Annotated in this window: 15 protein-coding genes, 1 tRNA gene and 1 pseudogene; 9 read left to right on the top strand and 8 right to left on the bottom strand. The window is 68.6% G+C overall.

Annotated features, from left to right (window positions below):
• Positions 1-104: 104 nt before the first annotated feature.
• Positions 105-572 (bottom strand): NUDIX hydrolase, encoded by a 468-nt coding sequence (locus ACIRJR_RS32535; protein WP_403787322.1) that lies wholly within the window; start codon positions 570-572, stop codon positions 105-107.
• Positions 559-1332 (bottom strand): XRE family transcriptional regulator, encoded by a 774-nt coding sequence (locus ACIRJR_RS32530; RefSeq protein WP_403787319.1) that lies wholly within the window; start codon positions 1330-1332, stop codon positions 559-561. Before ACIRJR_RS32530 ends, ACIRJR_RS32535 begins: the two co-directional genes overlap by 14 nt.
• 97 nt (positions 1333-1429) lie before the next feature.
• On the opposite strand from ACIRJR_RS32530, the gene ACIRJR_RS32525 reads away from it, so the two are divergent.
• From ACIRJR_RS32525 to ACIRJR_RS32500, 6 genes are all read left to right on the top strand, one after another.
• Positions 1430-2122 (top strand): HAD family hydrolase, encoded by a 693-nt coding sequence (locus tag ACIRJR_RS32525; protein WP_403787316.1) that lies wholly within the window; start codon positions 1430-1432, stop codon positions 2120-2122.
• 107 nt (positions 2123-2229) lie between these two features.
• Complete coding sequence (locus ACIRJR_RS32520; RefSeq protein WP_403787314.1) at positions 2230-3132, top strand: radical SAM protein; 903 nt, start codon at positions 2230-2232, stop codon at positions 3130-3132.
• Positions 3125-3766, top strand: a complete 642-nt coding sequence (locus tag ACIRJR_RS32515; RefSeq protein ID WP_403787311.1) for a hypothetical protein — start codon at positions 3125-3127, stop codon at positions 3764-3766. The genes ACIRJR_RS32520 and ACIRJR_RS32515 overlap by 8 nt, the downstream gene beginning before the upstream one ends.
• Positions 3684-4331, top strand: coding sequence for an SAM-dependent methyltransferase (locus ACIRJR_RS32510; protein WP_403787308.1), 648 nt, complete (start codon positions 3684-3686; stop codon positions 4329-4331). The genes ACIRJR_RS32515 and ACIRJR_RS32510 overlap by 83 nt, the downstream gene beginning before the upstream one ends.
• A gap of 16 nt (positions 4332-4347) precedes the next feature.
• On the top strand, positions 4348-4935 hold the full coding sequence (locus ACIRJR_RS32505) for a class IV adenylate cyclase (protein ID WP_364943812.1): 588 nt from the start codon (positions 4348-4350) through the stop codon (positions 4933-4935).
• 16 nt (positions 4936-4951) lie between these two features.
• A complete protein-coding gene (locus tag ACIRJR_RS32500; protein ID WP_403787305.1) occupies positions 4952-5323 on the top strand; it encodes a hypothetical protein in 372 nt (123 codons plus the stop codon).
• 223 nt (positions 5324-5546) lie between these two features.
• Here the strand turns inward: ACIRJR_RS32500 and ACIRJR_RS32495 are convergent, their stop codons facing one another.
• The 5 genes and pseudogenes from ACIRJR_RS32495 to ACIRJR_RS32475 all read right to left on the bottom strand — a co-directional run bounded on the left by ACIRJR_RS32495 (position 5547) and on the right by ACIRJR_RS32475 (position 11256).
• Entirely contained in the window at positions 5547-7277 is a 1731-nt protein-coding gene (locus ACIRJR_RS32495) for a relaxase/mobilization nuclease domain-containing protein (protein ID WP_403787302.1), read from the bottom strand.
• Between the two features lie 103 nt (positions 7278-7380).
• Positions 7381-7464: pseudogene (mobC, locus tag ACIRJR_RS32490) on the bottom strand (plasmid mobilization relaxosome protein MobC); the annotation flags it as partial.
• Between the two features lie 692 nt (positions 7465-8156).
• Positions 8157-9011 (bottom strand): DUF2637 domain-containing protein, encoded by an 855-nt coding sequence (locus tag ACIRJR_RS32485; protein ID WP_386326745.1) that lies wholly within the window; start codon positions 9009-9011, stop codon positions 8157-8159.
• Between the two features lie 406 nt (positions 9012-9417).
• Entirely contained in the window at positions 9418-10719 is a 1302-nt protein-coding gene (locus tag ACIRJR_RS32480) for a DUF3631 domain-containing protein (protein ID WP_403787299.1), read from the bottom strand.
• A 306-nt stretch (positions 10720-11025) separates the two neighbouring features.
• On the bottom strand, positions 11026-11256 hold the full coding sequence (locus ACIRJR_RS32475; protein ID WP_403787296.1) for a hypothetical protein: 231 nt from the start codon (positions 11254-11256) through the stop codon (positions 11026-11028).
• A gap of 94 nt (positions 11257-11350) precedes the next feature.
• Between ACIRJR_RS32475 and ACIRJR_RS32470 the strand changes: the two genes are divergently transcribed.
• Positions 11351-12052, top strand: coding sequence for a transcriptional regulator (locus tag ACIRJR_RS32470; protein ID WP_403787293.1), 702 nt, complete (start codon positions 11351-11353; stop codon positions 12050-12052).
• Positions 12049-13728 (top strand): tyrosine-type recombinase/integrase, encoded by a 1680-nt coding sequence (locus tag ACIRJR_RS32465; RefSeq protein ID WP_403787290.1) that lies wholly within the window; start codon positions 12049-12051, stop codon positions 13726-13728. Before ACIRJR_RS32470 ends, ACIRJR_RS32465 begins: the two co-directional genes overlap by 4 nt.
• Positions 13729-13853: 125 nt before the next feature.
• On the opposite strand, the gene ACIRJR_RS32460 is transcribed toward ACIRJR_RS32465, so the two are convergent.
• Positions 13854-13931: transfer RNA gene (locus ACIRJR_RS32460), tRNA-Thr, on the bottom strand.
• Between the two features lie 177 nt (positions 13932-14108).
• On the opposite strand from ACIRJR_RS32460, the gene ACIRJR_RS32455 reads away from it, so the two are divergent.
• A complete protein-coding gene (locus ACIRJR_RS32455) occupies positions 14109-15245 on the top strand; it encodes an ABC transporter ATP-binding protein (protein WP_403787287.1) in 1137 nt (378 codons plus the stop codon).
• Positions 15246-15331 lie beyond the last annotated feature (86 nt).

The raw sequence follows: 15331 nt of genomic DNA, 5'->3' as shown, positions 1-15331 counted from the left end.
GCGATGGCTCCACACCTACAATCACCACCGCGGACACACCGCGCTCAAGGGCCAGCCACCCGCCAGCCGCGTCCCCAACCTCACGGGTCAGTACACCTAGCCACTCAGCCCAGGTAGGGATACGTGCCGGCGAGGTAGTCGCCGATTTGCTGACGCATGCTGGGGTGGATGTCGTAGTCGTCCAGGTCGTTGGGCTGGACGTAGCGGACGCCGTCGGCTTCATCGTTGATGGTGGGCTCGCCGCCCACGGGGCGGCCGATGTAGGTGTTCTCGTACTGCTGGCGGATCTCGCCGTCGGTGTAGGCCACGATGTGATGCGGGTTCGTATAAACCCCCAGAAAACCCGTGACCTCGGCGATGATCCCGGTCTCTTCCAGGCACTCACGCACAGCGCACTGGGCCGCTGTCTCGCCGATGTCCTGGGCGCCGCCCGGCAGGGCCCATTGGCCGGTGTCCCGGCGGCGCTGGAGCAGTATGGCGCCGTTTTCGTCGACGACGAGGAGGTTGTTGGCGGGGATGAGCGTGTTCGCTTTGGGGGCCTTGGGGTCGTTGTAGTACTCAGTCCTGCCCATGTGACGAGGGCCCCTCCCGGTCTGGTGTCCAGGGCCGTGCGGTGGCCCAGACAGCTTCGAAACTCTGAGCGTAGTTGTCGAACCACCCTGCGGTGTCAGCTCTGCGGAGATGCAGGATGGGGTTGGCGCTGGCCGGTTGGCCCCAGACGTGTGGGTTGGCCAGGAGGTCGTTGTCGTAGCGGAACATGGAGGTGTAGAGCGTGGTGTCGTGCAGTCTGACCTCGCAGCCTGCCTCGGAGAGTAAAGGCCGGTAGTAGGTGAGGGAGGCGCGGATCTTCGCGGCGAGGGTGTCGCCGATGCCCTCCTCTCGGCCTCGAATGGCTGCTGCCTGGCCGTTCGAGTCGCCGAAGCAGAGCCGCACTCGCACCCCGTCCGATGCGCGCTCGGCGAGCATCTTGGCGACGTGGGGGTTGGACTGGGCAAAGAAGGTGCCGGAGAAGACGAGGACGCTGATCTGCTCCTGCGCGCCTTTGAGCAGCGACAGCCATGTGTCCCGTGGGACGCTCGCTCGGTTCTGGTAGGTGGTGACGAGCTCCTGCTCTGCCCCGGCGGCTTGCTGTAGGGCTGAGCGTTCCGGTGCTGGCCAGAGGAACAGTTCCTCCACCCGCAGGTGCCGGGCGACGCGGAAGCGGTGGCGGGCGTGGGGAACACGTCCGCCGAGCCATCGGCTCACCGTCTTGGGGTCTACCTCGCAGACTTCGGCGAGGGATTCGGGTGGGATGCCGCGCTGGGCGAGTACGGAGTGCAGTCGCTCGTTCACAGGCGCCATACAAGCTGAAGGGGCTGGGAGCGGCAAGGACGTTACGGGACGTTCTGCGGGACGTCGACGGCGCGACCAGGGTGCTTACGCTGGGCGTATGGAGCTCATCGTCCTGTGGGACATCGACCACACGCTGATCGAGAATGCCGGGGTCAGCAAGGAGATCTACGCCGCTGCCTTCACAGCGCTGTCGGGGAGAGAGCCCATGGGGCCGGCGCGGACGGAAGGTCGTACGGATCGCCTGATCATGCGCGACATGTTCCACCGAAACGGTGTGTCTGAGCCGGCCTGGGCTGCTGTCGAGGAAGCCCTCACGGCCGCAGGTGCCGCGCGTCTGCCCGAGCTCAGCCGACGCGGAACAGCCTTGCCTGGCGTGCGTGAGATCTTGAAGGAAGCCTCCGTACGCAGTGCCTGGGTGTCCTCGGTACTCACCGGCAATATCGCGGCCAACGCCCGGGTGAAGGTATCGGCCTTCGGCCTTGACTCCCTGCTCGATCTGGGAGTTGGCGCCTATGGTGCTGACGCTCTCCAGCGGCCGGACCTGGTCGCTGTCGCCCGTGAGCGTGCTCAACGGCTGCGAGAAGCGCAGGGCGACGTGCCCGTCGTACTCGTAGGCGATACGCCCAGGGACGTCGAGGCCGCGATCGCCACGGGCTCCGAGATCATTGGGGTCGCCTCTGGCGTCCACAGCGCCGAGGAACTGGCCGCTGCCGGTGCTCAAAGGGTGCTGCCCGACCTGACGGACACCGCTCATGTGCTCGGAATCCTGGAGGCATTCGCGGCGTCCTGAAAACGTCCCAGGACGTCCTTGGAGCGTCCCGATACGCGGTGACGGGGTCCGCACCTGTCCCGCCAATATCAGGTCTCCCACCAGGAAAACGCCCGAAGGAGACCCTCGTGATCAGCGAAGTCACCGGGATCCACAGAATCCGGATGCTGTACGTGCAGCTGCTGTACCGCTGCAACTTCGAATGCCTGCACTGCTTCCATGGCAAGCGGCTCCAGCACGCCGACGCCTTCACCGCGGACGAGGCGATCAACCTCCTCACCCTCATGCGCGACCAGTACGGCACCGAAGCTGTCACCCTGCTGGGCGGCGAACCGTTCGTCTACCGGGACCTCACCCAGGTCGTCCAGTACGCCAAGCGGGACCTGGGCCTGCGGGTCGAGATCTGCACCAACGGCTACCGGATCGAGCGTCGGCTGACCGAGATCGCCCCCGACCTGGACCTGCTCCGGGTATCGCTGGAGGGCATCGGCTCGACCAACGACCAGATCCGCAAGTTCGGAAGCTACCGCAGCGCGCTAAGCGCCCTCGAAATCGCCCAGCACCTCGGTGTCCGCACCGGTGCCACCATGACGGTCACCTCACGCAACATCGAAGAGGTACTGCCGCTCGCTCGCGTACTCCAGGGCTACGGCGTGGAGCAGCTGAAACTGCACTGCCTCCGGCCGGTCGGCAACGCAGCCGCTCACCCCGAGCTCCTGATCACCGAGCCCACGGCCTACACCCGCCTCCGGAGCCGGCTCGATGCGGCCGACTTGGAGATCGAGGTGATCGTCGACGAGGACCTGTCCGCGGACGGTGCCCCAGACACCTGCGTTCCTGACGGGGGCCCCGTCGAGATCGAGCGGATCGAGGCAGACCCCCGCGGCGCGCTCACCATGTCCTGCAAGGCCGTGGGCAAGGACTCGCACGCCTTCTGGTACGACAAGCTCGCCGACCACATCGACCACCGGCCCTCCCCCACCGATGAGCTCACACTCGCGGTACCGGATGTGGTGTACGGCCGTGTCTGACGGTCCGCTGTTCGAGAGCCTCGAAGGGCTCCGCGGAACCGGAAAGTCGACCATCGCTCCGATGCTGGCCGCGGCCCGCCGCGCCGTCCTGGTCCCGACCGTGCCTCTCTTCTACCAGCCGCTGCGCCGGGAGGTGGACCGGCGGGCAAATACCGAGGCCCGGATGTGCTTCTACCTGTCCGCGCTGTTCACCGTGACCGATGAGATCCGGCGTCTCCTGGCCGAGGGCACCTCGGTGGTCGTGGAGAGCTACTTCGCCCGCTGCCTGGCCAACCACCAGGCACTCGGCGCCAGCCTCGGCGTCAGGCTCCCACCCAGCCTGCCCCAGCCCGTGACGTACCAACTGACGTGCGGCAAAGGCGAGCGCGGTCGCAGGCTCGCCGAGCGCATCAAACCGGCCTCCCGCTGGGACGTCTTGGCAGAAGAGATGGCAGACCGCGTTTCCGACGCCTATGCCCAGTTCCCGATGCACCACGTGGACACCACACATCTGGACCCCGACGAGGTTCTCCAGACGATCCTGTCCATCGACACGCAAGGAGCCCGCCACCGTGCAAACGCAGAGCCTGTGGGAGCACACCCTCACGTTCTTCCCCCAGTTCCTCGCCGCGCTGAAGGATCGTGCCGCTCCTGACGCCACGGTCATGGTCGTGGGGGCGAGCGACGGAAAATTCGTCCTGCCCCTGGCTTCCGCCGGCTACCAGGTGATCGCGGTAGAGCACGACCCGCTCGCTCTGCATGGTGGCGAGGTCATCCTCCCGGGTGACAACCGGGCCCACGCGATGGGCCTCCTCGACCGCCTCAAGCTCGAATCACTCCACGACCGCGTGCAGATCGTGGAGGAGGACTTCCTCCAATGGGAGCCTTCGGGCACGCCCTGCGATGCCATCTGGACGAGCTGCTCCTGGCATTACAGTGCCAACCATCATCGCCCGCTCGCTGATTTCGTCACCCGCATGCAGTCCTCCGTAACCGAGAGCGGCCTGTACGGGGCGGAGTTCATGATGCCCATCACCCAGCGCCAGCACCTGATCGAGCACTACACGTCCCCCGAGAAGCTCAGGCGCCACTTCATCGGCGACTGGGACGTCCTGCTGACCCTGCGCACGAACGAGTTCACCGAGCGAGCCCACATCGGCCAGCTCCAGGACCACACCCATCGGATGGGCCTGCTCCTCGCGGCCCGCACCCCCTCCTAGTACGAAGGACGAACCCGTGAAGCACGAGTACGAGGCCAAGTTCCTCGCCATCGACGTCACCGGCCTCCAGGCCAAGCTGACCACCCTAGGCGCCACTCAAGCGTTCCCGCGTACCCTCCTGACCCGCAAGATCTTCGAGAACGACGCACTCGAAGGAGGCGCCTGGGTGCGACTGCGGGACGAGGGCACCCGATCGACGCTCACGCTCAAGCAGGTCACCGACGCCACCACGATCAACGGCACCACCGAGATCGAGACCGAGGTTACCGACCTGCACGCCATGGCCGAGATCCTGCGCAGCCTCGGCATGCGCGAGGTCCGGTACCAGGAGAACTACCGCGAGGAATGGCGCCTCGGCGAGGTCGCCTTCGACTTTGACACCTGGCCGGACCTCCCCACCTTCGTCGAGATCGAGGGCCCCGACGAGGCATCGGTCCGCCAGGCAGCCGCTCTGCTCGACCTCGACTACTCCGAAGCGCGTTTCGGCAGCGTCGATGAGATCTACAAGAGCGAGTCCGGCAGGGACATCCTGGCCGAACCCACTCTCCTCTTCGCCGACGCCGACAAGCACGCTCTGTCCAGGGCAGCTGTACCGAGCGAGTAATCTTGAGGACCGAGCTGTGTTGATAGAACTGGCCGTGACGCCTCGGGTCATACCCGGCATCGCCGAGTTCGCGCGCGGCGGTCTGCCCGCCGCAGCAGACACCGACGACGGCAATACATGGACGGACGGAATCTGCTGGCTCTACTGCGGCCAGCGATGGACCCGTGTCCTGTGGATCGGCCCCGTGAGCGTGGCCGGCGCGCAGGCAGCCATGTTCGCCTGCGGCCCGTGCATCCGCGTTTTGCAGGAGCAGGTCTGGCAATCCCTTCTCCTTCACGATGAACCGGCTCGTCAGACCCCGGTGAGCACGGCCCCCGCGCCCGAGCAACCTGGCGAACGCCGTGTCGGCAGACATCGGGCGCGGGGCGGCCTGTTCAGTCGTGGATGAGGCTGTCGGAGGTCAGCGAGCCTGTGACGCCCCTTCACAGTGCTGTCGGGGCATTGGCACTCTCCGGCGGCTGGGCCGGTCACAAGGTGTGGTGACCGGCCCAGCCGTCGTTACGTACGCGCATCAGCGGGGTTGGCTGGCTCCAGGCTGGGTGGCGATGAGTACGGCGGGGGCATGGCCTCTGTTGCTGACCGGTCTCTATGGATCTGGCTCTCCTCAACGGTTAGCGACGAGGTCGGCTCGGCTGGCTCGTGGGGGTGGTTGTCGCGCGCGGCTGGGTGCCGGGGGGCGGCGCGCTGAAGGCTGACGCGGTGGTGCTTCGTAGGCGGGCTGCTTCGGCGCGGCGGTTGGGTGCGGGGTTACGGCTGGTGTGCTGGATCCGGGTGATCAGGACGCGGGCGGGCCTGTGGGCGGTGCCGAGCTCACGGCGGGCGGCGGCTTCTTTGAGGAGTTGGTGGGGTTTGTGGCCGCCGGCTTCGGCGTCGGAGAGGACCGTGGCGAGCGCGGGCCAACCGGGATCGGAGAGAATCCGCTCGGCGTGTTCGGGGACAGCTGCGCGTACGTCGTTGGCCAGGATGCGACGGGTCTCCTCCATGAAGGGCCGGGCTGACAGTTCGGTGAGCGTCGGACTGAGCGCGTCGTCGGACGCTGACTGAAGGTGCTGGACGGCTTGGTGGGCAGCGTCGGACTGGTGGGCGTGCCCCTTGGCCTCGTGCCAGCGGGCGGCGAGGACGACGGCCCAGACGAGTGCGGCGGTCAGAGATGCGAGGGCACTGCCGTCGGGCCCGGTGGCAGTGTTGACGATGTCGCGAGCCGCAGACCGCAGGGCGTGGGCGGCGCGGTCTTCGGCACGGATTTGAGAGCGCTGCGCACGGGCGAAGGCCCGGCTGGCCGCATGCAGCTGCGCACGGATGTCTGAGGGGGCCTTCTGGGCGGTGGCTTCGATGAGTTCGCCCAGGGCAGAGATGTGCGCCTGCGCTCGTGCGTCCCCATCGTCGTCGGCGCTCGTGCCGGTGATCTCTGTGTGGAGGGTGTCGAGGGCTTCGGTGGCCTGATGCCAGGCGGTGTCGGGTCGGTTGCGCCGGGCGGTGGGGTGTTCCTCGGGGGCGCGGGTCTCCAGGCGGGCCTTCAGCTTGGGCAGGGACAGGTCGGGGGCGATCTTCCCGCCGGGGTGGTAGATCTGCTCGCCGTCCTTGTTCAGGTCGCCGGGGCGGCCTACGGCGTAGCCGAGGAGGTCTCCAGAGGGGCCGCGGCGGGGCTTGACCAGGATGTCGCCGGCTTCGAGGTAGGCGAGGAGTTCCTCGGCGCTGGTGGCATGGGGGATGGCGAATCGGATGCGGTCCTGGAGCCACTGGCGGCTGGTCTGCTCCCAGCCGAGGCGATCGGCCTTGTGCATTTCGGCCTGGGTGGGGCGACGCTCGGCGGTGCGGTCGCCGTTCTTCAGGCGGCGGAGCCCGTAGTCGTCCTCAATCTGACGGCACTCGTCGCCGACGCGTACGCCGCTGCCGTGGAGCTTGGGGCGGCGGCCGTCCTCCCGGACGGTGGTGGCGAGGATGTGGATGTGGTCGTCGGCGTGGCGTACGGCGATCCAGCGGCAGGCCAGGTCGTCGCCTTCGGGGGCGATGCCGGCCGCCTGCACGATGCGCTGGGCGATCTCGCCCCATTCGGTGTCTGAGAGGTAGCGGTCCTCGGGTGCGGCGCGGACGGGGCAGTGCCAGACGTGATCGGTGACAGGCTTGCCGAACTCGCTGTTGCGCAGGCGTACGGGCTCGTCGACGTGGTGGCCAAGTTCGGTCAGGGTGGCGTGTTCGTCGCGGCCGGGGTCGGGCATGCCGAGCATGGCGAAGGCGGCGACGAGGTGCGGGTCGAGGTGTTCGTCGTGCTGGCCGGGGCCGTAGAGGTATGCGAGCAGACCGCGGGTGTTGGACCCGGCTGGTTTGATGGCGGCGATCACGCGGATCAGCCCTCCTCGTGTCGGCGGGCTGACGCAGGGCCTCGGCGATCAGGGTGAGCAAGCGGTCGAGTTCGTCGAGGCGCTGGCGAATGTCAGGCGGGTTGAGGTCGCTGTTGAGCGCGCGGGCGATCTGATTGACGTTGACGCCGATGCGGTTGAGGGCGCGCAGGACCTGGGCACGGAACATGTGGGTGCGGCGGCGGTCCTCGGACAGGGGGAGGTTCGCGGTGAAGCGGCCGTCGACGAAGGCGAGGACGACGTCGGCGGCGAAGCCGGATGCGCCCTTGTAGCCATGCTCGGCTGCGGCCTCGCGCAGGCTGGTGCGCTCGTCGTCGGTGAAGCGCAAGGGCCCGACGCGCTTGAGGCGCGCGTCGCCGGTGAACCGGCGGATCGTTGGCTGGACACCCTGCACAGAGGGCTCGCCGACGGCGGGAACGTCAGTAGGCGTCGGGCGGAGGATCGCTTGCTGGGTGGCATGAAGGTTGTCCAGGTCGAGGCCGTCCTCGGCCACGGGCACCTGGCCCGGCGCCCCCCGGCGCTGGGCCGTCTCCGCCACCCCCGGGGCGGAGACCCCCGAAGACCGGCCAGGAGTCGGACTCGGGGTACTACTGGCTCCGCCAGGAGCCGTCCGTCCGAACGCCCGCCGCAGACGTTCTGTCAGCGTAGGGGACTGCGGCGACGCTGACAGCTCAGCGTGGGTGTCATCGGGCAGGTGCTGGTCGTGAGTCAAGGGACATGCTCCAAGTGCGGCGGGGCGAGCGGGGCCAAGATGTCTGCGCGGCGCGGCCATCGCGGTGTCCACAGGTGTGGAAATCTGCGGGCCGGTCGGCCGATGCTCGGGTGGCCGGAAGGGTTCCGGTCACCCGAGCCGGCTCGGCGTCAGCGCCTGGATACCTCGATACCGGCAGCTTCGAGTTCCGGCCGAAGCCTCTCCATCACCTCGGTCTGCCGCTCACTGCCGATCGTCAGGTTCCGGTCCTTCACGGCCGCTCGGAGCAGGCCGCGCGTGAGTTTGCCGTGCTGATGACCGGTGGCCCGGCCGATATCCGTCAGCTCCGCGATAGTCGCCTTCGGCGGCCGGCCACCGCTCGGTTTGCTCTCCGGCACCTGGGGCGCAGGTTCCGTCCGCTCGTCACTCGGGGCTTGCGCACCATCAGGTGCGCAAGCCGGCCGGTGGCTGTGGCTGATGTCGCCGGCCGACCGTTCCAGGACCTGTACGGAGCCGGTGTCCGGGACGTCGTCCTGCGGTGCGACGAGCTGGTGGATCTGTCGCATCAGGACGCCGAAGGCGACCATCGCGGCGGCCGGAGGAACGGCTGCGACCACGTAGTCGAGGAACGGTACGGTGCCCGCGTTTCCGGTGCCGCTGACCCCGGCGACGTTCAACGCGATGGAGCCGGCCGATCCGACGGCGGTCACGGCGATCGCCCAGGGGTCGGTGACGCGGCGCAGCGCTGCGCGCAGCATGAGCAGTTCGCCCGCGATGATGAACGCGTCCAGGGTGGCGGGCCAGGCCCAGCGGCGGATGGGGGATGCGCCGAGCCCGTGCTGGCCGGCGACGTCGGCGAGGTGCGCGTAGGAGAGCCAGAACGCTCCGGCTGTCAGGGCGACGATGACGATGCCGGCCACGCCGAGCACGAGCTGCTCGGCGTCAACACGCTCCTTCGGCTGCCTTTCGCTGCGGGCGTCGTCTCGTGCTCCTGGTGCTTGCGTGGTGAGGTGCGGGGCAGTCAAGCGGGAAGCTCCTGGGGGTAGTGGTGTGGGGCGTCTTTGCCGTCTCGGCCGTTGCACGTGCAGGTCAACGCGGGACGGCAGCGCTCCGGACGTACCGTCCCGGCAGGGCGGCGCCAGCGTCTTGTCCAGACTCGGAACAGGGAGGCGGCGGCTGCGGTTCGGTCCCTCCCTGCCGGGACGGCTGCGTTGCGGCAGCCGTCCCGGCAGGGAGGGCTGTGGCCAGGGGTAATACGGCAAGGACGCTTGGGACGGGTCAAGACGGATCTGGGCGGTGCCCCGTGGCGGGCTGCCAGCACGGGGACGTCTGCGTTGCCGTCTTGCCCTCGGCTGCCGTCTTGCCGGTGTGTGCTCTGACCTGCGAGATCACGGCAGGGACGGCAAGTACGGCAACCAAGGAGGGCACGGCTCAGCCGTCGCCGCGAGAGGCGATTGGGTGGACGGTCGGGCAGTACCGACGCCAAGCGTCGAGGAACTTGTTGCGGGTGTAGCCCTTGCGCTGCGACCGGTCGGCCATGCGCACGTTGCCGGGCCGGATGTCGTAGTCGCGCAGCATCCCGCTGAGCTCCCGGGAGGTCAGGCCGGAGCGCCCCCGGTCGCCCCACGGGGCTTCAGCATCCGCGTTCAGGTAGTGCAGGAGATCCTCGGTGGAGAGGCTGTCCGCCTCCCGCTGGGCGAAGAAGACCCGCCGGATGTCGGCGAGGATGCGCGCTCCGCTGGGGTGGTCCTCCTCGGCTGCCACTTCGGCGGCGACCATCCGCGCGCACGCGACCCGCGCGAGCCGGGGCCAGCGACCGCCCGCCAGATCGGCGACGGTCACCAGGGGCTCCCACGTGTCGGCAGCACGGTCCTCGACCGGCATACCCGGCTCCTGACTCGCGGCATCCTCCAGCAGCGGGCGGGCCCAGGTGTGAATGCGGTCGCGCAGCTCGTGCAGGGCCGGGATGTCGCGCCGTGAGCGGAAGGGTTTGACCTTCTCGCCCTCGGCCCTGCGGCGCATGCGGATGACGACCGACCGGTCCATAACCGTGTCCGGCAGGTCTCCGATGCCCGCGATGGCCGCCATGGCGAAGGTGGCGAACTTGTGCGGGGTGTGGTCGTTGCCGACGACCCGGGTGACGTACCGGCCGCGCTGATGGCCGGCGTTGAGGAGACCGCGTGTCTCCTCGTTCTTCTCCGCGACCTTGGGTCCGAAGATGGTGTCGGCCTCGTCCACCAGCAGCGTCGGCGGCTCCTCGCCGTCGATGGAGCGGAAGATGGCCGCTGGCGTGGTGTTGATGGTGAGCATCGGCTCGTGGACTGTCTCGGTCAGCACGTCCAGGAGCCGCGACTTGCCGCAGCGCTTGGCCGGCCCCACCACCGCCAGCCGTGGTGCGTGCTGCCACGCGGGCTGGAGATGCGTCGCCACCACCCAGAGGGTGATCGCGTCCAGCGCCTCGGACGAGGGCGGGATCACGAACTGGGCTATCTGGGAGCGCAGTTCGTCGAGCAACTTGGTGCCCGGTGTCGGTTCCGCGTCCGGGACGGCCTCCAGTCCGCTCGCCGGGTCCTCCTCGCTGGCGCTGCCGTCTGCCGCGCCTTCGCCCGGGTCCACCGTGGCGCTGTCGTCCTGCGTGGGGCGCAGGTGGGCGCCGGGCCGGCCGGGTACGGCCGTGGCGGGCCAGGCTGCTCGGGCGGGGGCGGAATAGGGCTCGGGGTTCTCGGGTTGCACTGGGCGGCTCCTCGTCTGGCGGTGCACGGGCTTGCACGCCCCTGCCGCCGGGTCGGTTCTCATGGGATTGCTGGGGAGTCCTGGGGCCTCTGGCGTTGCACCGCCGGGGGCCCATTTCCTTCTGGCTGGTGGCTCGCCGCCCCGTGGCCAGGCATCCCGCGCTCCTTCAGGGAACGCACGGCCCGTTCCCTCGGGGAACACAGGCCGCCGCCCTTCGGGGAACACGGACAGTACGTCCGCACCTCGCAGCAGTCCAGCATTTCTGTGTCAGCTCAGCGCAGAAGCATCTACGGCGCTTCCGGCGCTTCAAGCTGCCAGGCCCAACAGGGCCAACAGGTCCGCGGTCACCACCCGGTAGGCGTTCCCGAGCCTGAGCACCTTGCAGGGGTACTGGCCGCGCTTGGCCAGCTCGTACCCCTTGCTCCGACCGAGCCCCAGCGCCCGGGCCCCCGTCTCCAGGTCAACGGCTGCAGGAAGCTCCAGAAGCTCCCCGCGACTCATCCCCTTCACTCGGCCGACCTCTTCGTTCTCACGCATACGCGCTCCATCCATGACTGAGCCCACGGCGAACGCGGCTGCCGCGCCCGTCTCCAGGTCTTGGAATCAACGCTAGGCGAGTTAATGTGTCTTCATGACACAACGTCGGAGCGACCATGGATCCAAGAGGGATGACGACGAGGACGACGTCCTGGAGTGGGTGGACCAGGTCATGGCCACCGTGGCCGCAGAGGTCCGCAGACGACGGAGGGAACTGGGTTGGAGTGCAAAGGACTTGGCCGACAAGTGCGAGGAGATGGGCCACCCGATCCCCCGCAACGTCATCGCCAACATGGAGTCCAGGCGCCGCTCCAACCTGCCGTTGGTCGACGTCATGGTCCTGGCCCAGGCACTGAACACCCCGCCCATCTGCCTCATCTACCCCGTCGGCTACGTCGACGACGTGCAGCGGCTCCCGCTCCAGGACTCCACCTCCCCACTGGACGCGCTGCGCTGGTTCACCGGGGAGGAGACCGAACTCGGCGCGGACGACGACATGCTCCGCTACTTCCGGGCCCACCAAGCCGCCCAGGAGCGACTGCGAAGCGCGCGACGCGACGAGGAGTACGCGCGCTACCACGCCCAGACCGCCCCGAACGCCGACCGGAAGGCCGAGGCCCTCCGCTCCCAGGCCCGTGCCGCCGAGGCGGCCGACGGCGCCGAAAACCGCCTGCGCAGAGTTCGCGCCTTCATCGAGGAAGAGGGCGTCACACCCCCGGTTCTGTGGCACGACGTGGCCCACGCAATCGACTCATCCGGGCGCGATCCCGAGACCACCGAGGAGAACGATCTTTGAAGGGCTCCACCTACCGCCGCTGCTCCTGCCGCGACCCCCAGACCGGCAAGGAACTCGGCACCTCCTGCCCCAAGCGCAACAGCAGGAACCACTGCACCTACTCCATACGCCAGGAACTGCCCTCCCGCGAGGACGGCAGCCGGCGCTCGTTCGCCCGGGGCGGGTACGGCAGTCTCAAGGCGGCCCAGGCCGACCTCGACCACGTACGTGCCCTCCTGGGGCTGGCCGAGTCGGACGACCCCGAGGGCGTCGACCTCATCGCCGAGATGCTGGCCGAGGTCAGCCGCGAACGGTCGCCTCTGCCCGAGGTCGAGGAGACGAGGCGGCGCCTCAACGCCGGCCAGGACCTCCTCGGCAGCCTGACCGTCGCCGAGTGGCTCGACCGGTGGCTGGCCGGCAAGCGCATACGCAAGTCTGGCCTCAACCGCTACGAGACCGACATCCGCATGCACCTGAAGCCGCACATCGGCAACCGACGCCTTGACCGACTGCGCGTCAGCCACCTCAGCGAGATGTTCACGGACATCCGCGACGCCAACGCCCGGATCCTGGAGGACAACGCCCAGCGCCGAGCCGCGATCGACGAGATGGCGACCGTGCCGTGGAAGGGCGTGCAGAACCGAGCCCGACGCAAGGCGATGAAGGCCGCCATCGACGAGATGCCGCCCTTCCGCCGCATCACCGGACCCTCCACGCGCCAGCACGTCAAGGCCACCCTCCGGGCATCGCTGAACGACGCGATCGGGCAGCAGATCATCACCTTCAACCCCGCCGCCCACGTCGAGATCGACCCCGTACGCAAGCCGAAGGCGCTCGTGTGGACCGACGAACGGGTCACCAAATGGGAGCAGACGGGCGAGAAGCCGTCGCCCGTCATGGTCTGGACACCCCAGCAGACCGGCGCCTTCCTCGACTTCGTCGCCGATGACCGGCTCTACGCGATGTGGCACCTCATCGCCTTCCGCGGCCTGCGCCGTGGCGAGGCGTGCGGGCAGCCCTGGTCGGAGACGAACCTCGACACCCACTCCCTCACCGTCTCCTCCCAACTCGTGCAGGACGGCTGGGATATCGAGGCGTCCGATCCCAAGACCGACAGCGGCTACCGCGTGGTCGCGCTCGATGACGACACCGTCGACGTCCTGAAGCGCTACCGCGAACGGCAGGGCCAAGACCGCGAGAAGTGGGGCACGGCCTGGGTCGAGACCGGCCACGTCTTCACACAGGAGGACGGCTCCTGGCTTCACCCGGGCAAGGTCACCGACCTCTTCGAGCGCCTCGTCGCCGCTTCCAGCCTCCCGCCGATCCGCCTGCACGACCTCCGCCACGGCGCGGCGACGCTCATGCTCGCCGCCGGCATCGACATCAAGATCGTGTCGGACACCCTCGGCCACAGCGACACCCGCATCACCCGGGACATCTACCAGAGCGTCCTGCCCCACGTCGGCAGGAGCGCCGCCGAGGCCACCGCGAAACTCGTCCCCCTCCAGCGCAAGGCCGAGGCCGAGGCCGAGGCCGAGGCCGAGGCCGAGGCCGAGGCCGAGAAGACCGCACGCAAGGCCGCGAAGAAGGAGAAGGCCAAGAAGGCCGGCAGGGCCAAGGGCGGCAAGCCGAGTGGCAAGGCGGAAGCCCAGGCCGAAGAGGCCGCGAAGGCCAAGCGCCGGAAGCCCAAGAAGTAGAGGTCCCGAGCGGCTCCGCTCACGCACCGCTCACGCAGGCGCTCCCACCGCGCCCCGGCCATCCGGCGCACCGGCCCAGAAACAGCAAAAACCCCAGGTCACGGGGTGTGTGACCTGGGGTTCCATGGAGCCCCCTGTCGGATTCGAACCGACGACCTACGCATTACAAGTGCGTTGCTCTGGCCGGACTGAGCTAAGGAGGCGTGCGGGAGCAGTGTAACCAACGTGGGGAGCGAAACCTGCTCGATATTCGGGACCTCGGACTGCTGACAGATTCGAAAACGCCAGGTAGCGTCACCTCAGGTTCACTCGAGTGGACCACACCACTCCCTTACTCGGATCGTCCGGCACGTACCTGCCGGTGGAGGAGAAGCACCGCTATGGCCAGTGTCACGTTCGACAAGGCGTCCCGCGTCTACCCCGGCTCCACGAAGCCGGCTGTGGACCAGCTCGAGATCGACATCGAGGACGGCGAGTTCCTCGTCCTCGTCGGTCCTTCCGGTTGCGGCAAGTCGACCTCCCTGCGCATGCTCGCGGGTCTCGAGGACGTCAACGGCGGTGCGATCCGCATCGGTGACCGCGACGTCACGCACCTGCCCCCGAAGGACCGGGACATCGCCATGGTGTTCCAGAACTACGCGCTCTACCCGCACATGTCCGTCGCGGACAACATGGGCTTCGCCCTCAAGATCGCCGGTGTGAACAAGACCGAGATCCGGGCGAAGGTCGAAGAGGCCGCCAAGATGCTGGACCTCACCGACTATCTGGACCGCAAGCCGAAGGCGCTCTCCGGTGGTCAGCGCCAGCGTGTGGCCATGGGCCGCGCCATCGTGCGTGAGCCGCAGGTCTTCCTCATGGACGAGCCGCTGTCGAACCTCGACGCCAAGCTCCGCGTGTCGACCCGTACGCAGATCGCCTCGCTGCAGCGCCGTCTCGGCATCACCACCGTGTACGTCACCCACGACCAGGTCGAGGCCCTCACCATGGGTGACCGCGTGGCGGTCCTCAAGGACGGTCTCCTCCAGCAGGTCGACTCGCCGCGCAACATGTACGACCGCCCGGCGAACCTCTTCGTGGCCGGCTTCATCGGCTCCCCGGCGATGAACCTCGTCGAGGTCCCGATCACCGACGGCGGCGTGAAGTTCGGCAACAGCGTCGTCCCGGTCTCCCGCGAGGCGCTCTCCGCCGCCGCGGACCGCGGCGACCGCACCGTCACGGTCGGCATCCGCCCCGAGCACTTCGACATCGTCGAGCACGGCGGCGCCGCCGCGACCGGCCTCTCCAAGGCCTCCTCCGACGCCCCGGCCGGCCTGGCCGTCTCCGTCAACGTCGTCGAGGAGCTCGGCGCCGACGGCTTCGTCTACGGTGGCGCGCAGGTCGGTGGCGAGCACAAGGACCTGGTGGTCCGCGTCGGCGGCCGCGCCGTCCCGGAGAAGGGCACCGAGCTGCACGTCGTGCCGCGCCCGGACGAGCTGCACGTCTTCGCCACGTCGACCGGTGAGCGCCTGACCGCCTGACCTGTCCGATCCAGCCGAACGGCCCCGCGTCCCTTCCGGACGCGGGGCCGTTCGCGTGTCGCGGGCAGGATCGGGTTTCGGTCCCG

Source organism: Streptomyces sp. NPDC102402 (assembly GCF_044765765.1).
Classification (GTDB): domain Bacteria; phylum Actinomycetota; class Actinomycetes; order Streptomycetales; family Streptomycetaceae; genus Streptomyces.
Note: the sequence above shows the minus strand (reverse complement) of the source record. Positions and strands in the feature narration are given on the sequence as shown.